General features: G+C 59.3%; 17 protein-coding genes. 12 read left to right on the top strand and 5 right to left on the bottom strand.

Annotated elements, in window-relative coordinates:
• Positions 1-521 precede the first annotated feature (521 nt).
• The 6 genes from lpoB (at position 522) to EPN96_06950 (ending at position 6,653) form a co-directional block, all read left to right on the top strand.
• Positions 522-1,127 carry a penicillin-binding protein activator LpoB gene (gene lpoB, locus EPN96_06975; GenBank protein TAL17116.1) on the top strand — a complete coding sequence of 202 codons (606 nt, stop codon included), beginning with the start codon at positions 522-524 and terminating at the stop codon, positions 1,125-1,127.
• Between the two features lie 11 nt (positions 1,128-1,138).
• Positions 1,139-2,125: a hypothetical protein gene (locus tag EPN96_06970; protein TAL17115.1), complete on the top strand. Its 987-nt coding sequence runs from the start codon at positions 1,139-1,141 to the stop codon at positions 2,123-2,125.
• A gap of 27 nt (positions 2,126-2,152) precedes the next feature.
• Entirely contained in the window at positions 2,153-2,731 is a 579-nt protein-coding gene (locus EPN96_06965; protein TAL17114.1) for a hypothetical protein, read from the top strand.
• A 140-nt stretch (positions 2,732-2,871) separates the two neighbouring features.
• The gene (locus tag EPN96_06960) at positions 2,872-4,224 is read left to right on the top strand and encodes a hypothetical protein (protein ID TAL17113.1); all 1,353 of its coding nucleotides are present in this window, start codon (positions 2,872-2,874) and stop codon (positions 4,222-4,224) included.
• A gap of 47 nt (positions 4,225-4,271) precedes the next feature.
• A complete protein-coding gene (locus EPN96_06955) occupies positions 4,272-6,104 on the top strand; it encodes an AAA family ATPase (protein TAL17112.1) in 1,833 nt (610 codons plus the stop codon).
• 15 nt (positions 6,105-6,119) lie between these two features.
• A complete protein-coding gene (locus EPN96_06950) occupies positions 6,120-6,653 on the top strand; it encodes an AAA family ATPase (GenBank protein ID TAL17111.1) in 534 nt (177 codons plus the stop codon).
• Positions 6,654-7,261: 608 nt separating this feature from the next.
• On the opposite strand, the gene EPN96_06945 is transcribed toward EPN96_06950, so the two are convergent.
• The 4 genes from EPN96_06945 to EPN96_06930 form a co-directional block, all read right to left on the bottom strand.
• Complete coding sequence (locus EPN96_06945; GenBank protein TAL17110.1) at positions 7,262-7,654, bottom strand: type II toxin-antitoxin system death-on-curing family toxin; 393 nt, start codon at positions 7,652-7,654, stop codon at positions 7,262-7,264.
• 2 nt (positions 7,655-7,656) lie between these two features.
• Positions 7,657-7,884: an AbrB/MazE/SpoVT family DNA-binding domain-containing protein gene (locus EPN96_06940; GenBank protein ID TAL17109.1), complete on the bottom strand. Its 228-nt coding sequence runs from the start codon at positions 7,882-7,884 to the stop codon at positions 7,657-7,659.
• A 76-nt stretch (positions 7,885-7,960) separates the two neighbouring features.
• Positions 7,961-8,845, bottom strand: a complete 885-nt coding sequence (locus tag EPN96_06935; GenBank protein TAL17108.1) for a hypothetical protein — start codon at positions 8,843-8,845, stop codon at positions 7,961-7,963.
• Between the two features lie 189 nt (positions 8,846-9,034).
• Positions 9,035-9,745: a uracil-DNA glycosylase gene (locus tag EPN96_06930; GenBank protein ID TAL17107.1), complete on the bottom strand. Its 711-nt coding sequence runs from the start codon at positions 9,743-9,745 to the stop codon at positions 9,035-9,037.
• Positions 9,746-10,108: 363 nt separating this feature from the next.
• Here EPN96_06930 and EPN96_06925 point away from each other — a divergent pair, with 363 nt between their 5' ends.
• Positions 10,109-12,520, top strand: coding sequence for a PAS domain S-box protein (locus EPN96_06925; protein ID TAL17106.1), 2,412 nt, complete (start codon positions 10,109-10,111; stop codon positions 12,518-12,520).
• A gap of 53 nt (positions 12,521-12,573) precedes the next feature.
• Here EPN96_06925 and EPN96_06920 read toward each other — a convergent pair whose 3' ends face one another.
• Positions 12,574-13,293, bottom strand: a complete 720-nt coding sequence (locus tag EPN96_06920) for a hypothetical protein (GenBank protein TAL17105.1) — start codon at positions 13,291-13,293, stop codon at positions 12,574-12,576.
• Positions 13,294-13,559: 266 nt separating this feature from the next.
• Here EPN96_06920 and EPN96_06915 point away from each other — a divergent pair, with 266 nt between their 5' ends.
• The 5 genes from EPN96_06915 (at position 13,560) to EPN96_06895 (ending at position 17,942) form a co-directional block, all read left to right on the top strand.
• On the top strand, positions 13,560-14,903 hold the full coding sequence (locus EPN96_06915) for a tetrathionate reductase family octaheme c-type cytochrome (GenBank protein ID TAL17104.1): 1,344 nt from the start codon (positions 13,560-13,562) through the stop codon (positions 14,901-14,903).
• A gap of 489 nt (positions 14,904-15,392) precedes the next feature.
• Positions 15,393-15,749: an NADH-quinone oxidoreductase subunit A gene (locus tag EPN96_06910; protein ID TAL17103.1), complete on the top strand. Its 357-nt coding sequence runs from the start codon at positions 15,393-15,395 to the stop codon at positions 15,747-15,749.
• Positions 15,740-16,246 (top strand): NADH-quinone oxidoreductase subunit B, encoded by a 507-nt coding sequence (locus tag EPN96_06905; protein ID TAL17102.1) that lies wholly within the window; start codon positions 15,740-15,742, stop codon positions 16,244-16,246. Before EPN96_06910 ends, EPN96_06905 begins: the two co-directional genes overlap by 10 nt.
• 15 nt (positions 16,247-16,261) lie before the next feature.
• Entirely contained in the window at positions 16,262-16,741 is a 480-nt protein-coding gene (locus EPN96_06900) for an NADH-quinone oxidoreductase subunit C (GenBank protein ID TAL17101.1), read from the top strand.
• Between the two features lie 22 nt (positions 16,742-16,763).
• Positions 16,764-17,942: an NADH-quinone oxidoreductase subunit D gene (locus EPN96_06895; protein ID TAL17100.1), complete on the top strand. Its 1,179-nt coding sequence runs from the start codon at positions 16,764-16,766 to the stop codon at positions 17,940-17,942.
• The last annotated feature ends 5 nt before the right edge of the window (positions 17,943-17,947 follow it).

Below are 17,947 nucleotides of genomic sequence, written 5' to 3'. Positions count from 1 at the left end.
CCCCTCACGCCCCCGCCGCAGCGACCGGTCGCTCGTAGAGCGAGCGGAACCTTCCGGGCCGATTTCTTGGGTACTTCTTTCTAAAAGAAGTACCAAGGGGAGTGGGGCAGAGCCCCACAACTATGAAACTACATTAATGTTTTGTCGGATTTCGCTTCGCTCAATCACGACCTACACGCTAAAAGAAGTACCCAGGGTGCGGGGCGCGCCAAGCCCCGCTAGCTGTAAACGTGCGAAGCACACAAAAGTCACTGGTTTCCCGCATTCGCGGGAATGACGAGTAGGCATTGTCGGCTTTCGTTCCTCAAGCGCGACCTACGCAACTATCCTCCGGATTCCCTCCTTCGCGAGAATGACGAAAGCCTTCAAAACTCACGAATACGCATGACGAGCCGAGCCGCCCTGCATCACTATCTTATACCCTTTTTCCCCTCTACCGTTGCCGGTTGGGGGTTTGGGTGCTAAATTTCATAATGACGGTTTAATTTATCGCGGCCGAAAAGGCCGGAAGGGAATCCGCGATGGTCAGGCGCTTCCATATCCTTTCGCTCTCGCTCGTGCTTTTCGCGGCGCTGCTTTCGGGGTGCTCCAGCCAGATGAAGACGCGCTACGTCGAGGATACGACAACCACCGAGGCGACAAGCCTTTATTTCAGCCACAAGGATTTGCAGCTTATCGCCGACGCGATGGTGGACGATCTTTTAAAGCAGGGGTATTTCAAGGAGGTTCCGCTCGTCCGCATCAGCCAGGTTTCCAACAAGACCGACGAGCACATCGACACCAAGTCGATCACCGATTCGATACGCACCCGCCTCCTCCGTTCCGGCGAGGTGAAGTTCGTCGCGGACGTTTCGGAGAAGGGCGCGCGCGAGGAGATGGTGAAGGAGCTGAAATTCGGCGAATCGGCGCTGGCGGACCCCTCGAAGTCCCCGGAGGTGGGGAAGATGCAGGCCGCGAAATACCACCTCTTCGGCGAGATAACCTCCACCGAATCCTCCGCCGGGAAGGTCAAGGAGAAGTTTTTCAAGATGACCCTCAGCCTCGCGGAGGTGGAGACGGGCGTTCTGGTCTGGGCGAACGAGAAGGAAATTCTAAAGCAGGGAAAGAAACAGACAGTAGGCTGGTAAAAGGGGGTCTCATGACTAGGATAAAGCTTTTATCTCTGTCTTTTCTTTTGGTCCTTTTCTGCGCTCCGGCGGGTTTTACCGCCGTGCCGGACTGGTTTCTCTCTCCGCCGAAGGATAGCGTGCATCTCTTCGGCGCTGGCGAGGGAGCCACCCAGCAGGAGGCCGAGCGCCACGCCCTCGCGGAGATAGCCGACAGGCTCGTTATCTCGATTACCTCGGAGTTCTCGACAAAGGCGACCCAGAGCGAGGAGGGCGGCAAGAGTTCCTTTGAAGCCACCTCGAAGCGGAAGATAGACACGAAGAGTTTGCCGCTGGATTTTGTCTCCTACGGCGTCATTAAGAGCGAGGAGAGCGCCGGGAAGATTTACGTTCTGGTCGCGGTGGACCGGGCGGCGCACGCCGAAAAGGTCGGGGTGGAGGTCAAGGAGGGGCTTGGCCGGGTCAGGGAACTGGACGAACTGCGCGAGCTCGAAGCCAACCCCCTCAAGAGGGCAAAGTTCGACGCCTCCTCCCTCAAGGCTCTGGATTCGATTATGCCGAAGGCTCTCCTTCTGGACGCGCTCGAAGGGTCGGGCGATTCCTCCTACGCAGCCGTGGTAAAGGGCGCTTCCATGCGGCAGGCGCGGCTCAAGGGCGACATCGCAGGGGTATGGATGCATCTTACCGGCGACCCCGAATCGGAGGATTTCAGGACCATTCTCACCGACAGGATGGCCGAAGACAGGATATCTCTGGCCCCCGAGAGCTGTTCGGGAAACAACTGCGTCAAGCTTACCGTCGCCACCCGCAAGCGAAAGTCCACCGAGGAAGGGGCGGTAAAGATCAAGTTCGAGTTCGACATCACGGCGAAGGGGGACGGGGGCGAGATACTCAGCGCGAGCTATTTTACCGCCTCCGGTGTATCCTTCAGCGGCGAGGAGGTAGCCGAATCGAAGGCGCTCGAAAAGGCGCGCTCGGTTCTCGCGGAGGCTTCCGTAGCCGACATTCTGGGACTTTAAGCTTTTGAAAATAAGAGGAGACGTACCGTGAAAAGATCGACTGTTTTTGTAGCCATATTGCTTTCCCTCTGCATTGCTTTTGCAGGTTGCAGCAAGAAACCCGCGAAGGTGGACCGCTCCAACATGCCTGCGCCGCTGGCGGGGGCTCCGGAGTGGGTTCTGAGCCCCGAAAGCGCCGGAAAGCTCTCCGCCGTCGGCAGCGCCCGGCAGGGCGCGGGCGGCATGCAGTTCCAGCGCACCGAGGCGCTGGCCAGCGGCAGGGACGAGCTTGCCCGCATCATCTCGGTTGACGTAAAGAACCTCTTCAAGAACTTTCAGGAGGCGACGGGAGTCGGCGACGCGGAGACTTTCGACCGCGTGGCCACCAACGTCTCCAAACAGGTGACAAGCCAGGTTCTCTCCGGCTCCCGCCAGAAAGAGATCTGGATGGCCCCCGACAACGTCCTTTATGTCCTCGTCACCCTCGATGCCACCGGCGTCAAGGAAGCCGTGAAGGAGGCCGCCCGCACCAGCATCGGCAACAATGAGGCGCTGCACCAGAAGATGGAAGCGAAAAAGGCCCACGAAGAGCTCGACCGCGAGATAGAGAAAACCTTCGGGAATTGAGGAACTTGCGATGACAAGAAAGGTTGCGGCGTTTCTTTTGGTGGTTTTGATACTTGGCGTGGTTGCGGGCTGTTGCGCGGTTTGCCCGTCGCGAACCCATGAACAGCAGCAGCAAAGCGCGAAAGAAGCCCAAAAGGAACTTGGCAAACAGTAGAGGGATGCTCAAAATCCGGGTGTCTCCGGCGCTTGCGGCGCTCGCCCTCCTGGGGATTCTCGCCACGGGGTGCGGCATGCCCGCCCGCCTTCACGCCCAGAGGATAGAGAAACTGTGCGCCAGAGGCACCCTTGAAACGGCCTCGTGCGACCTCGCGGAAGAGCTTCTCGACAAGAAGGGCCGCCCGAAGGAGAGCGCCGATACCGCGAAGCTCCTCGAACTGGGGGCGCTCTTCTCCGAGGTGGGAAGGTACGCCGATTCCAACGAGGTTCTGGAAGGGGTCTACCGGCGCTACGTAGCCAGCGAGGAAGGGCCGGTGATAAGCCTCAGGAAGACCGGCGCTTCCCTCGCCGAGGCCACCATCTCGGCCGGAATCTCGGAGTACGAGCCCGCCGATTTTGAAAAGATTTATCTCCACGCGATAAAGGCCAAAAACTACCTCCTTCTCGGCGACCACGAGGGGGCCGCGGTGGAATCCCGGCGGGCCTACCACATCGAGAGAGCGCTTCGGGACAGGGTAGACGAAAGGAAGGGGAAGGCGGCTTCCTCCTCCCTCCCCGACGGGAGGGTAGAAGAAAAGACCAACCTCTCGCCGGAGACCCGAAGACGCCTTCAATCCATCTCCTCGCAATACGAAAACCCCTTCGCGATGGTGCTCTCCAGCGCAATCCACTTCCTTCGCGGCGAGCGCGACGACGCCCTTATCGAGGCGCGCCGCGCGGCGGGCGTCACCCCCTCCGGGGAGGTGAAAAAGCTTCTCGCGGCGCTTGAGGGAGAAGGGGAGCCCCCGAATCTCTTCGTTTTCGTCGAAACCGACCGCGCCCCCTCAAAATTCTCGATAGATATCCGCATCGTGAATTACTCGACAAACTCCATCCAGAAGATATCCTTTCCCAAATACCGTCCCGCCGAAAAGAGGGTTTACAACGTCTACGCGGGGGGCGCGGAGCTGGAGCCCATAGCCGACGTAGAGCTTCTGGCCCTCAAGGAGTATGAGGAAACCCTTCCCTGGGAGCTTTTGAAGACCATGACCCGGGCTGTCTCCCATTCAGCCAAGGACGCGGCGCTCTCAAGGGAGATGAAAGGGTTCGGGGGTCTCATCGGCACCATTACGACCGAGCTGATGGAGGGGGCGGATACGAGATCGTGGACGCTGCTGCCACAAATGGTGTATTTTGGTGCGGTTAAAACCGGAGGGCCGGAGCTTCTTGTCTCGGTAAACGGCAGGGACGGCCCGAGGACCATGACCGCCGCGGTTGACGGCGGCAAGATAAATTTTATCTTTATAAGCGCAAACCGGCAGGGAACAAGGCTTCACCGGGTGTCGTTCAATCCCTGAAGCATTGCTATGGGCGGACGCAATACGTAAAACCCAAGGAGTGGTCAATGCCGAAGATGACAAGGGCCGAGGTCGAACAGGCTTTGGTGTATTTCGATAAGACCTACCGGAATACGGAAAAATTCGCCGGCTGGGAGCAGAACCCCGAAAACAGCCTCGTTATAGAGTACGGCGGCAGAATCTTTCCCATGATGTTCATACTGGCCCACATCTCGGGTAAGGCTCCCGGGATGTATTACGACGCGAGAGACGCCGCCGCCCAGTTCACCAACCTCGGCTTCAAGGTGGTGCGGCTGAGCCGCAACACCGTCACCGCCAAGGCCAGCTCCCTTCCCGAAGCCTTCAGGGGTTTTGCCAAAAGATTTGCAGATATCGCCGGGAAGGTCGAATTCGGCCCCGACGAAGAGCTCGACAGATGCGCCGCCTCCATCGTCCGCCACTTCGAGGATTCCGGCGTCTTCAAGGACATCACTCCCGTAATCACCCATTTCGCGGGTGAAAAGGGGGGGTGGAGCAAATCCGCCATCATAAAGATCGCCGAAAAGCCCGCCCTGGGGAAGACCGCGAGCACCCTTCACATCGTCTACTACATAATGCCGGAAACGAGGGAGATACTCCTCACCCTGGAGCTTGCTTCCGACGAGATGATCTCGGCGATGGGCGCGAGGCGGGCCTCCATACTACTGGCCCAGAGCGCCATGAAGCTTCGCCTCCTGTGCCAGGATACCGCCGTGCTCATGGGGTTTTCCACCGCCGAGATCGAGGACGCCTACCTCTCGGGCGAGCTCACCGAGGTCAGCCGGGCTGCGGCGGTGATTCACAAGATACTTTTTCTGGACAAGCTCGCGCCGGAGAAAGAAATGCTCGCCGACCTCGCCTTTCTGGTCGATCTTCTGCGCGATTTCGGCAAGGCCGCCACCGAGGCCCGGATAGACCCTCCCCGCCAGCAGGAGCCAAAGCCGATAAAACCCATCGCTCCCGCGCCCCAGCCCGAACCGGCGGGGGAGGGCAAGGTGATAACCGATCTTGACGACCTGATGAAGGAGTTCGCCAACCGCCCGCCCTCCGAACAGGTCGGCGACAGCATGAACATGCCCTCCGTCTGGATCGAGAGAATGAACGCCCTCCTCCACGGCTACGGACAACTGCTCCTCGCGGGCCCGCCCGGAACGGGGAAGACCCACGTAGCGAGGGGGCTCGCCCTCTCGGCCTCGCAGGATATAGGCAGGATGACCTTCGCGGCCGTAACTCCCGGCGCCCCCCCCGGCTGTCTCATCGAGGAAGAGCGGCAGACCGACGGAGGAAAGTGGGAGGTTATCGACGGACCGCTGAAGAGGGCCGCGAAGAAAGCCTCGGCGGACCCGAAAAACACCTACGTCCTCGTGATAGACGACCTGCACTTTTGCGGCGTCGAGGGTTTCGGCGAAGGTTTCTTCCTCCTGCGAAACCGGGGCGAGACGCAAAAACTCCGTAGATCGGGAGAAAACCTCTACATACCCGACAACCTGAAGGTCATCGCCACCTTGTGCATCTCAAAAAAGCCGCTAAACGGCGAACTTATCCGCCTTTTTCCGGTAGTGCGCTTCAACACCGCGAGCCCGCCGGTGCGCGGCGTGCTCAACCGCTGGCTCGCCGTTTACGCCCCGGCCATGACCTGGATAGCCAAGGCCATCGAAGAGGTTAACGCGGCGCTGGGCGGAATCTGCTCCATCGGCCCCGCCTGGTTCATGCGCGAAGACCTAGACGACAGGACGGCGAGAATAGTCTGGGATCACCTCGCCATGCCGCTCATCGAAAGCCACTGCGGCGACGAGCCGGAAAAATACAGGGAATTTGAATACGAGGCGATAAAGGCGCGCTACTCCCACCCGGCGGAATAGACCGGCAGGCGAGAAATGGAGAGAGGAGCGAATTTCCTCATAGCCGGTCCGCCCGGCGCGGGAAAGACCACCGTCATAAAGCGACTGGCGGCGGAACTGGGTCGCTTTTCGCCCGCAGGCTTCGTCACCGAGGACCTCCGCGTCGAAGAGAGGCGGGTTGGCTTTCTCGTCACCTCCCTCGACGGCCGCGCCCTTCGCATCCCCTACACCGCAGCTTCCCTTCCGCGCCGCTTCGGCCGCTACGAACTAGACGCCTCCGCCCTCGAAAAATTCCTCACTCCTATTTCCAGAGCCGAACCGCGCCTGATCCTCATCGACGAAATCGGAAAGCTAGACCCCGCCTCAACGCACCTCGCCGCCCTCATACGGCGCTGGCTCTCCTCTAGGGCGGTGGTGATCGCCTCCGTCGCCAGCGAAGGGCCGGGGCTCGTGGGGGAAGTGAAGGAGAGGGAGGACATCGAGCTTTACAATCTGACCCATCGGAACGCCGAACGCCTCATTGACGATATATCGCATGAGGTGCATCTGGCTTTGGGGGACAGGGCGTAGGCGTAGGGCGGGCTCGGCCCGCCAATCTACACCTTGCGAGGCTCTGCCTCGCGCTCCTTGGTACTTCTTTTAGAAAGAAGTACCCAAGAAATCGGCCCGGAAGGTTCCGCTCGCTCTTTGAGCGACCGGTCGCTGCGGCGGGGGCGTGAGGGGGCACCCGTTCGCTACGCTCACTAAGACCCCCCCGCCGCCCTTTCCGCCTCCGCTCCCTGCGTCACCTACGGGCCACGTTAGGAACGAAAAGAAGGCTCGAACAAAAGCGAAATCGTCTTGAGCTTTTGTTCTCGAAGGTATTTTTTTGACAGCTATTAAAAACCTACCTTCGAGGCCAAAAATCCTGTTTACTTGTTTTTGGCCGAGCCTTCACTTCGTCCACCCCGGAGCCCGTACGCGGCGCAACGAGTGGAGGCGTCGGGCCGGCGCGGGGTCTTAACGGAGCGAAGCGTAGTGGGTGCCCCGCACGGCCCAGCCGGAACGAAGTGGTCGCGCTTTTTAAAGCGCGAGCGACGAGTCCGGGCTGAGTTTTGGCCACCTTTTGCTCACTCAAAAGGTGGCTGGGAGCGCGAGGCAAAGCCTCGCAAGTTGTAAACCTGTGGGCCAAGCCCACACTACCCCTGCTCCACAGACCATTTCCGCAGGAAAACGGCAACGTCGGCTTTGTCCAGTTCTCCGCGCGCCGTTGAGAGAACCATTTCGGCGAAATCGTCTTCCGGGGCGTTGAAGTCGTAGCCGTTCAGGGCGAGAAAGACCAGCGCGGCAACACCTCCGGCGCGCTTGTTGCCGTCAATGAACGGATGGTTTTTCGACAGGTGAAAAAGATAGGCCGCCGCCATTTCAAAAATATCTGTATGAAGGAATTCCCCGCCGTAAGTCGCCGATGGCATGCCCAGAGCCGATTTAAGCAAGCCGATATCTCTTATTCCACCTTCGCCGCCGTAGCGATCGACCTGGTCGCGGTGGATTTCCAGCACTTCCGAAAGGCTCAGAAAATAAACCTCCATGGCTATTCGGAAAGCTTTTTGAGGGCTTTGGGGTATCGGGCGTTCACCTTATCGAGGGCGGACTTGAAATCCGCGTGGCGGTCGGGAGCGGTGAGGGGGGTTAGAATCAAAACCTGCCCGTCGGTAGTGATGTCGAAGGGCGTTTCGGAATCGGCGCCGAGAAGCTCTAGAATCGGTTTCTCAATAACGATGGCAAGGCTGTTGCCGTGTTTGGTCAGAGTTTTAATCATCTAGCATCTCCTTGCGTAATTACTTGGTAGCTACATAATAGCAACGCAAGCCAAAATCGTCAAGGCGTTGTAAACCTTATGCCGATGCCACCCTCGCATTCCTCTTCGTCTCTTCGTATACCAGCAGCGCCCCTCCCGAGATTATGAGTATCCCCCCGAGCCAGGCGAGCTGCGGCATTTTTTCGCCGAGGAGGAGCCCGGCGAGAAGGACTGCGCCGAGGGGTTCGATGTAGCCCATGATGGAGGCGACCTGCGCCGAGACCACCCGTATGCCGGAAAGGTAGATGAGGGGGACGACGACGGAGTGGAGTGAGGCAAGGATGAAGAGCGGGAAGCCGTCTCCCGACTGGGGGACGGGCCCGAAGACCGCGAAGGGGAGGAGGAGCAGGGCGACGGTCAGGTTCTGCCAGAAGATGAAGCGCAGCCTGTCTATCCCTCCGGCCCACTTTCTCATCATGATGACGAGGCAGCCGTAGATGAGGGCGCTGGCTATCCCTGAAAGCGAGCCGATGAGCGCCCCGTCTATGGCGAAGGGGTTCTCGGGCAGGATAAGGTAAAGGCCGAAAAGGGAGAGGCCGACGCTCAGGGGGGTCATGGCGAGCGGCTTTTCCTTGATCAGCAGCGGGGCGAGAATTGCCACGAAGACAGGGGAGAGGTGGTGGGCGAAGAGGGCGTTGGCGACGGTGGTCTTTTCGATGGCGTAAAAGAAGGTCAGGTCGTTCAGCAGCAGCGTAGCGCCCATCAGGAATAGGGGGAAGGTAGGCTTTCCCAGCGGTGTTTTGAACGCTTTCGCGCAGAGGAAGGCCACCGGGGCCGTCAGGGCGGTGAGGTAGAAGGTCAGCGTGATGACGGGCAGCCCGAGGCCGCGAAAGAAGATCGCCCAGGTGGACCAGATGAAGAAGGAGAGGGCTATTTTGCCCGCGCCGGATAAAGAGGGAGTCATCTCTGGACGCCGCTGCATCCCGACCCGCTTTGTCGTTCGTCGCCCGAATACAGCCGGGTATTCGGGCTCCTCACTTCGCGCGGTTCCCGGCCCATGCTTTGACCTGCTGAAGGCAACCGGCAGAGTAAAAGACCGCTTCAAACACTTTTCCCGTCATGCCGGTCCGGGCCGGTTCGGGCGAATCGGCGTCCAGATTGCCGAAAGCCGCTAGCCGCATTGGACACCACCGGCCAGAGCCGAGACTTTCTTGAGGTCCTCCCACGCCTGGCGCTTGGCGGAGGAGGTGCGGAGGAGATAGGCCGGGTGGTAGGTGGCTATTACGGGGATTCCCCTCCACTGGTGGGTTTTTCCGCGCATCGCGCCCATCGAATCCCCCGTTTTGAGAAGGCTCTGCCCCGCGTGTCTCCCGAGGGCGCAGATTACCTTCGGCGCTATAGCCTCTATCTGTTTTTCGAGGAAGGGCAGGCAGGTGGCGATCTCGTCCTCGGCGGGGTCGCGGTTCTCCGGCGGCCTGCACTTGACGACGTTGGCGATGTAGACCTCCTCGCGCCTAAGGCCGATGGCCGCAATCATCTTGTCCAGCAGCTTCCCCGCCTTGCCGACGAAGGGCTCGCCGATTCTGTCCTCGTCCGCTCCAGGCCCCTCGCCGACGAAGAGTATGGATGCGTGAGGGTTGCCCGTGCCGAAGACGATGTGGGTTCTTCCCTTGTGGAGCCTGCACCTCTGGCAACCGGCCAGGCTCTCGCTGAGGGCGGGAAGCGCGCTCCCCTCCCGCCTGCAAAGGACAGGCAGGTCTTCGGGCTTTTCGCAGACCCCCGGCACGGGGCGCGAATCGGTCAGCCAGCTCCCGGAGCCGAGCGCCCAGCGCAACGTCGCCTCTATCGATTTTTCCAGGTCTTCGTTTATCCGTGCGGACATTTTTTTACCGTAAAGCTAAAGTGACGGGCAAAAGTTGACGAAAAGATAGCAATCGGGCCCTGCGAAACGGATTCACAGCACACGCCAACCCCAAAGGGCCTTTGATATTGCCGGAGGCGGCGGGTACCTCCTTAGCCGCCCTCCGGCATTTTTTTTGTGGGGTTTTGCGGTGAGAGAGCGACCTTAAACCACATCCGGGCAACTTTTAAAGAGAATAAATCAGATAAACCGCCTTCGGATTATTTAACCTGTTTTTTTAAACATTCAATGATTTACTTAAAATTAACCCGGTAAACTTAGGCAAAACCCGCGCGAAGCGCCGCAACGTTTTTCCAGTCAATTTTCCCGGAGAATAAGGAATTCATGGAGAAAAATCCGCCCGAGACCGGCCAGGAGAGAAGTCCCGGCGACCTTGTGGAGCAGACGGCCGATTTTATCTACACCGTTGATCTCGAAGGGCGTCTGACCTGGTTCGGCAAGAGGGCGGCGCGCGCTATCTTCGGCTGCGAGCCGGAAGAGCTGTACGGCCGCAAGTTCTCGGATTTTCAGAGCGCCGAAGATGCGAAAAATTGTAACGAAGCCTGCCGCCGCGTCCTTCTGGGGGAGGCGGTAATTAATTTTTGCGTTCCCATAACAGGCTGCACGGGGGAAAAATCCCTCCTCTCCGTTAACGCGATCGCCGTGAGGGACCCTTCGGGGAAGGTAATAGGGGCCACCGGCGTAGCCGTCGATGTGACGAACCGCGGCGAGTGGAGCGATCCTCTGAAAGAGGTTCAAAAACTTCCGCAAAAGCAGATGGCGGACAATTTTTTCTCGGTAGTCCGCGCCAACGAGGCGCTGATGAGAGAGATATCGGGAAGAAAGAAGGCGGAAAAATCCCTCCGCCAGTCGGAGAGCCGTCTTCGGAACCTCATTGAGAAAAGCCCGATGGGCGTGCATCTCTACCGTCTCGACGAGGAGGGTGGAAAACTCGTCTTCACCGGGGGAAATCCCGCCGCCGACCGCATCCTGGGTTTCGACAACCAGAAATTCATCGGCAAATTCCTTGAGGAAGCCTTCCCCTCCCTTGCAAACACCGAGATTCCCGACCGCTACCGGCGCGCCTGCCTTGACGGCGAGCTCTGGCAGGCGGAACAGGTCGTCTACGAGGACGGGAACGTCAAAGGCGCTTTCGAGGTTCACGCCCTCCAGACCGCCCCCGGCGAAATGGCTTCGTTTTTCATAGACGTTACCGAGCGCAAGCGCTTCGAGAGCTCCATCTCCCGCAGCCAGGAGCGTTTCCGCGCGGTTTTCGACAACTCGGGGGACGCCATCTTCCTCCTTAGCCTGGAGGGGGTGGTTCTCGACGTAAACAAAACCGCCTGCTCGCGTTACGGTTACACCGTCGAGGAGCTGATCGGCAAGCGGCTGCCGGACATAGATACCCCCGAACACGCCGTTCATATCCCGGAAAGGCTTGCGGTGCTCGTTAAAAACGGAGTCGCGGTCTTTGAAACGGATCACCGGACGAAGGACGGCGAGATCATACCAACCGAGGTTATCGCCAGGCTGATCAAAATCGGGGGGCAGAAGGTAAATCTCTCCACCTGCAGGGACATACGCGAAAGAAGGCGCGCCGAAAAGGAGAGGCTGGAACTCGAACGCAGGGTCCTTCACGCGCAAAAGCTCGAAAGCCTCGGAGTGCTGACCGGCGGCATCGCCCACGATTTCAACAACATTCTCACCGTCATACAGGGCAACATAGAAATTCTGCAGCTTCGCTGCGGCGACGTGTGCGCATCGAAGGACAACGTCACTGCGATAGAGCGCGCCGCCCGGAAGGCCACCGGCCTCGTGCAGCAGATGCTGGCCTACGTCGGGAAGACCCGCGTCACGATGGAGAACCTCGACCTCAGCGAACTCGTCAGGGAAATCGCCGAGATGATTTCTATTTCCGTTTCCAAGAAAGCCGCCGTGCATACGAACCTCGCCCCGGATCTCCCTCCCTTCGAGGGCGACAAGGACCAGATCCACCAGATAATCCTGAACCTCATCATCAACGCCTCCGACGCGCTGGGAAGCAAGGTCGGCGACATAACGGTAACCACCGGGCTCGCTACGGCAGAAAGCGCGGGCATCGAGGGGCCCGACAGGGGGTTTCTCTTTCTGGAGGTCACCGACGACGGGTGCGGGATATCGAAAGAGGAGATCGACAGAATCTTCGACCCCTTCTACACCACCAAATTCGCGGGAAGGGGGCTGGGGCTGGCCGCGGTCAAGGGAATAGTCAAGGCCCATAACGGCCTTCTGACCGTGGAAAGCCTTAAGGGCGCGGGTTCCACCTTCAGGGTCTACCTTCCGGCGTCGCAAAAGATCGGGGAAACCGCTCCCCGGCAGGACGAGGCAAGGGGTTCGGCCGGAGTTTGCGGCACCGTTCTGGTCGCCGACGACGAGGAGGCCGTTCAGGTCGTGATTGTCCAGCTTCTGGAGTTCGCGGGGTTCGAGGTAATCACGGCCTCCGACGGCCTCGACGCCGTCAACGTGTACAGGAAGAACCCCGGGCGCTTCGACCTCGTCATCCTGGACATGACCATGCCGGTGATGGACGGAATCGAGGCGCTGGAGGAGATTTTATCCGTCAACCGCGACGCGAAGATAATTCTGGCCAGCGGCTACGCCATAAAGGACCTTGAGAGCCGCGTCGAGGGCAGGGCGCGTTTCATCCAGAAACCCTACCGTTTAAAAACTCTTCTCGAAATCATGGAAGAAGTTCTGGGCAAAAAAGACTCACAGTAAAAAAAGACCCGCTTTCGCGGGCCGACTCAAGGAGGGGGTTAAAGGACGGCGACTCAGGGCGTTCCGAACAGCTCCCGCCCCAGCCTCATCCCGCGTTCATCCGGTGTTTCCGCAGGCGCTTCCGGGGGAGTTTCCGCCGGGGTTTCAGTCCCGTTCGGGGGAAGGCCGGGGGGTGCGGGCGGCCCCACGAACTCATCGCCCTGTCCTTCGCCGGACAACCGCCGGTAGGCCGGGCCTTCCTCGTCGTAGAGAAGATCGCCCCTTTCCCAGGCTTCGTGGACGAGGCGCGGCACGTCCTCGTCGATCCGGGCCTCGGCCCCGAGCCTCGCGCCCACGCTGCGGTTGTATCTCTCCATAATCTCTTTTCCCTCGGTGCGCTCCCTGTCGAAGAGGTTTCCAAGCCCCTGATCGAGGGCGTTTTGCGCCCCCGCGCCCTCCTCTCCGACATGGTAGGAGCGCCAGGCGGAATCCAGAGCCTGATGGTAGGCCCGCCACTCGTTTTCAATCCTCTTTTGCTCCGCGCGTCCGGGTTTCGGACGCTCAAAAACCGTTCCTTCTCCCGCGACGGCGGTATCACCGGCATCTGTGACGGGTGATGGTTCTCCGGAGAAGAGCCCGCCGAGGGAAGTGAGAAGGGAGGAGATTATCCCTCCGCTTTTTTCGCCGGTTTCCACGGCGGGGGAGGGGGGCTGGTATGGATTTTGATCTTCCTCAGCGAAAAGCCGCGCGCTTTGTCTTACGGGGGGTTCGGGCAGATAGTTTTTCAGGAACATTTTTCAACTCCCTTTTTTTGGTTTCGTCCGGTCTGAAAACACGTTAGTGGACGTCCGGGGCCGCAGGAGCTAAAAAATGATTTTTATTCCTGAACGATAACGAGGACTTGAAACTTTCAGGGTTCACGGGGGGAGGGAAAGGGAGAAAAATGAATATTTCCCTTATTTTTGTGTAACTATCTACGCGTTCCCCTCATCGAAAGGCTCGATGTTCTACGGCCAATAAATGGCGGACCCGGTTCCGCCCGTTATAGAGGAGAGATTTGATGAAAAAGACCGTCTTTTTCGCGGTTGCGGCCCTTATCGCCGCGCCAGCCCTCGCCGAGGACCATTCGGCGCATCTGAAGGGCCCCTTCGCTTCGCCCCCCGAGGTCACCAAGGCCTGCCTCGAATGCCACCCCGAGGCGGCGGGACAGATTATGTCCACCTCCCACTGGACGTGGGCGAGGGAGCAGGAGTTTCCGGGCAAGGGCAAGATTGCCTACGGCAAGAAGAACATAATCAACAACTTCTGTATCGCGCTCGCGGGCAACTATCCCCGCTGCACCAGCTGCCACATCGGCTACGGCTGGAAGGACTCCTCCTTCGACTTTACCGACAAGTCCAGAATCGACTGCCTCGTCTGCCACGACACCACCGGCGCTTACAAGAAAAACCCCATGGCTGCGGGCATGCCCGACGAGAAGGTGGACCTCCTGGCGGCGGCTAAATCCGTCGGCAAGCCCTCCATCGCCAACTGCGGCGCCTGCCACTTCTACGGCGGCGGAGCGGACAGCGTAAAGCACGGCGATCTCGACTCCACCATGGGCGCTCCCGGAAAGGAACTCGACGCGCACATGGCGAAGGAAGGCGCGGGCCTATCCTGCACCTCCTGCCACGGCGGGAAGAACCACGACATAAAGGGCGTCGCCCTCGTCGATTCCCCCACCGGCGGCAAGCATTTCGAGTGTACGGTCTGCCACGAGAAGGTAAGCCACAAAGAGGCGAAGATAAGCGATCATCTGGACAAGGTGGCCTGCCAGACCTGCCACATCCCCGAATACGCCCGGGGGCAGGCGACCAAGACGTACTGGGACTGGTCCGACGCCGGGAAAGACCTTCCCGAGGCAAAGGACGCCAACGGGAAGCCCGTCTTCGACAAGAAGAAGGGAACCTTCACTTGGGGTAAGGACCAAAAACCCGTCTATATGTGGTACAACGGCACAGCGGCGGCCTACCTTCCCGGCGACAAGCTCGCCTCCGGCGGAGTCACCGTCCTCGACATGCCGAACGGCTCCAAAGACGACCCCAAATCCAAAATTTATCCCTTCAAGCCTTTCGGCGGCAAACAGCCTTACGACACGAAAAACAACACCCTCGTCACTCCCAAGCTCTTCGGCCCCGACGGCTACTGGAAGCACTACGACTGGAACAAGGCCATCGAGCTGGGAATGAAGGACGCGGGACTCCCCTACAGCGGAGAGTACGGTTTCACCGAGACGAAGATGTACTGGAAGCTGAACCACCAGGTAGCGCCGAAGGCGAAGGCGCTTGTCTGCAACGACTGCCACGGCGAAAACGGGCGCATGGATTTCAAGGCGCTGGGCTACTCCTCGGACCCCCGGAAGTAAAAAACGACGCTGGATTGAGTCAAAAGGGCGGCTCCGCGCATAACGGGGCCGCCCTTTTTTATTTGGTTCCCTTCCCACCCACCCCCTCTTCTCCGGACCTGAATCGTCACAAAAAACCTCGCCGAAAATATCGCTAAATAATTTTTAGTTAATATAAAGTATCTCCGCCGCGTCTGATAAAACAGCTTGTCGGGCGCTTCCCGGCCCGTAATCGGGGCAAAAAAATAAAACTGCAAAGGCCCGATTGTTAAAAGCGCAAAAACCGTATTGTCACAAGGATTTTCCCTCCATCGGCGGAACCGGCGCAAAACCGGAATGGTGAATGATTACATAGCTTTCAACCCTTGTTCTGTTTTTCTCAATTTACCCTTGACAGCTATGCCGGGGATAAGTAGAGTCGTCCCGTTTTGAAGGGAGCGCATTGCGCCCCCGTATTGAAATCCTCTGATTTTGTCAATTATTCCGCAATGTTGGCTGAGGAGGTCTTGAATGATACAAAACTACGTCCCCATTCTCATCCTGTTGCTGGTTGCTTCGGCATTCGGCCTCGGGGTGGTCCTCATCTCCTCGCTTCTCGGCCCGAAGCGCCCTACCTCGATAAAACAATCCACCTACGAATGCGGCATGGACGTGCCCCCCATTTCGGAGCGGCCGTTTGACGTTAAATACTACCTCATAGCGATGGCTTTTCTGGTCTTCGACGTTGAGGTCGTCTTCCTCTATCCCTGGGCGGTGAAGTTCAAGCAGCTCGGCCTCTTCGGTTTCGTCGAGATGCTCGTCTTCATGTTCATCCTGCTCGTGGGATACGCCTATATATGGAAGAAAGGAGTACTGGAGTGGGAATAGAGCAAAAACTACCCCCCCTGGTGGTTACGAATCTTGAAAAAGTAGTCAGCCTCTGCCGGTCGAACTCCATCTGGCCGATGACCTTCGGCCTTGCGTGCTGCGCCCTTGAGATGATGGTCGCCTCCTCCGCCGACTACGACATCGCCCGCTTCGGCGCAGAGGCTTTCCGCCCCTCTCCGAGGCAGTCGGATCTTCTCATCGTCGCGGGAACGGTCACCACCAAGATGGCCCCCCTGGTCGAGCGCATCTACCTCCAGATAGCCGAGCCCAAGTGGGTAATAGCCTACGGCGCCTGCGCTTGTTCGGGCGGCATTTTCAACACTTACGCTACGGTGCAGGGCGTGGACAAGTTCCTCCCTGTGGACGTTTACGTCCCCGGCTGTCCCCCGAGGCCCGAGGCTCTCCTCGCGGGCATCATGAAGCTGCAGGCGAAGATAAAGAAAGAAAAGTTCTCCGACAGACCCGACCATCCGCTGCTTATTTCGTCGGGCTCCTAGGCTTTGGAGATGACTATGGTCACTTTGGAACAGATTCTGGACGGGCTTCGGGGCCGCTTTTCCTTTGCGGTGCTGGGCAGCGCGACCTTCCGGGGGCAGGATTCCATCACGGTGGACGCCTCCGCGATAGTCGCCATCTGCCAGTACCTGCGGGACGAGGAAGCGCTCTTGTTCGACATGCTGACGGACCTTACCGCGGTGGATTACCTCGGCAGGCCCAAGCGCTTCGAGGTTGTCTACAACCTTTACTCCTTCAAGCAAAACCGCCGCCTCCGCCTCAAGGCTCCCCTGGCCGACGGCGAGACGGTCTCCACCGTCGAAGGGGTCTGGAAAGCGGCCAACTGGCTTGAACGCGAGGTCTACGACCTTATGGGAATTACCTTCACGGGTCACAGCGACCTTAGAAGGATAATGACCTGGGACGGCTACGAAGGCCACCCGCTACGCAAGGATTTCCCGCTTTGCGGTATCCCGCAAAAAGCGGTTTACCGGTAACACCCCTCCACGGGAGAAAAAGATGTCCGAGCCCAAGAATATGATTCTCAACCTCGGTCCCTCCCATCCGGCCACCCACGGCGTCCTTCGCGTGGTGCTGGAGCTGGAGGGCGAGACGGTGCGCGACGTTATTCCGCACCTGGGGCACCTGCACAGGGGGCTTGAAAAGCTCGCCGAGTCCAAGACCTACCTGCAGGCCCTGCCACTTACCGACCGCATGGATTACACCGGCGCGCTCCTGAACAACCTCGGGTACACCCTGGCGGTCGAGAAACTTCTCGACATAGAAGGCGACATACCCGAGCGCGCCACGGTCGCCCGCGTCATGCTCTGCGAGCTTCAGCGCATCGCCGGCCACCTGATCTGGATAGCGGCCCACGCGCTCGACATGGGCGCGATGACAGTCCTTTTCTACGCCTTCCGCGAGCGCGAGCTCGTCCACGAGATGATCGAGGAGGTTTCCGGAGCGCGCCTGACCCCCAGCTTCATAAGGCCCGGCGGCATCGCTCAGGACATCACCCCGAAGTTCATCGAGAAGGCCAGGAAGTTCGTAAAGGAATTCCCCGGCAGGGTGGACGAGTACGAGGGGCTCCTCACCAACAACAAGATATGGCGCAAGCGCACCGAGGGCATCGGCATTCTCTCGAAAGAGGCCTGCGTCCAGTACGCCATCACCGGCCCGGTCCTTCGCGCGGCGGGCATCAAGTGGGATCTTCGCAAGGTCATGCCCTACTGCGGTTACGAGACCTACGATTTCGAGATTCCGACCGGAACGGTGGGCGACGTTTTCGAGCGTTACCTCGTCCGCCTCGCCGAGATGCGCCAGTCAAACCGCATCGTGGAGCAGGCTCTCGACAGGCTGCCCCCCGGGCCGTACATGCTCGACGACTTCCGCTACACTCCCCCGCCCAAGGAGGAAGTCTACACCTGCATCGAGTCGCTCATCCGCCACTTCAAGCAGATGAGCGCGGGCTACAAGGCCCCCGTGGGCGACGTTTACATGTCGATCGAAGCCACCAAGGGCGAACTCGGTTTTTACCTGGTTTCGGACGGCAGCGAGAAACCCTACCGCTTCCGCGTTCGTCCGCCGAGCCTCATCAACCTCCAGTCGTTAAAGGATATGTGCCTGGGGGGCATGGTCGCGGACGTAATAGCCATCATCGGTTCAGTCGACATCGTTCTCGGCGAAATCGACCGGTAGGCAAG

Source organism: bacterium, assembly GCA_004322275.1.
In the GTDB taxonomy this organism is placed as follows: Bacteria; Desulfobacterota; Deferrisomatia; order Deferrisomatales; family BM512; genus SCTA01.
Note: the sequence above shows the minus strand (reverse complement) of the source record. Positions and strands in the feature narration are given on the sequence as shown.

What these genes read in the sequence shown, in the direction of transcription:
- EPN96_06915 (TAL17104.1), top strand. Translation starts at nt 13,560, where the DNA reads ATGAAAAAGACCGTCTTTTTCGCGGTTGCGGCCCTTATCGCCGCGCCA.
- lpoB (TAL17116.1), top strand. Translation starts at nt 522, where the DNA reads ATGGTCAGGCGCTTCCATATCCTTTCGCTCTCGCTCGTGCTTTTCGCG.
- EPN96_06930 (TAL17107.1), bottom strand. Translation starts at nt 9,745, where the DNA reads ATGTCCGCACGGATAAACGAAGACCTGGAAAAATCGATAGAGGCGACG.
- EPN96_06920 (TAL17105.1), bottom strand. Translation starts at nt 13,293, where the DNA reads ATGTTCCTGAAAAACTATCTGCCCGAACCCCCCGTAAGACAAAGCGCG.
- EPN96_06925 (TAL17106.1), top strand. Translation starts at nt 10,109, where the DNA reads ATGGAGAAAAATCCGCCCGAGACCGGCCAGGAGAGAAGTCCCGGCGAC.
- EPN96_06900 (TAL17101.1), top strand. Translation starts at nt 16,262, where the DNA reads ATGGTCACTTTGGAACAGATTCTGGACGGGCTTCGGGGCCGCTTTTCC.
- EPN96_06940 (TAL17109.1), bottom strand. Translation starts at nt 7,884, where the DNA reads ATGATTAAAACTCTGACCAAACACGGCAACAGCCTTGCCATCGTTATT.
- EPN96_06935 (TAL17108.1), bottom strand. Translation starts at nt 8,845, where the DNA reads ATGCAGCGGCGTCCAGAGATGACTCCCTCTTTATCCGGCGCGGGCAAA.
- EPN96_06955 (TAL17112.1), top strand. Translation starts at nt 4,272, where the DNA reads ATGCCGAAGATGACAAGGGCCGAGGTCGAACAGGCTTTGGTGTATTTC.
- EPN96_06895 (TAL17100.1), top strand. Translation starts at nt 16,764, where the DNA reads ATGTCCGAGCCCAAGAATATGATTCTCAACCTCGGTCCCTCCCATCCG.
- EPN96_06945 (TAL17110.1), bottom strand. Translation starts at nt 7,654, where the DNA reads ATGGAGGTTTATTTTCTGAGCCTTTCGGAAGTGCTGGAAATCCACCGC.
- EPN96_06950 (TAL17111.1), top strand. Translation starts at nt 6,120, where the DNA reads ATGGAGAGAGGAGCGAATTTCCTCATAGCCGGTCCGCCCGGCGCGGGA.
- EPN96_06970 (TAL17115.1), top strand. Translation starts at nt 1,139, where the DNA reads ATGACTAGGATAAAGCTTTTATCTCTGTCTTTTCTTTTGGTCCTTTTC.
- EPN96_06910 (TAL17103.1), top strand. Translation starts at nt 15,393, where the DNA reads ATGATACAAAACTACGTCCCCATTCTCATCCTGTTGCTGGTTGCTTCG.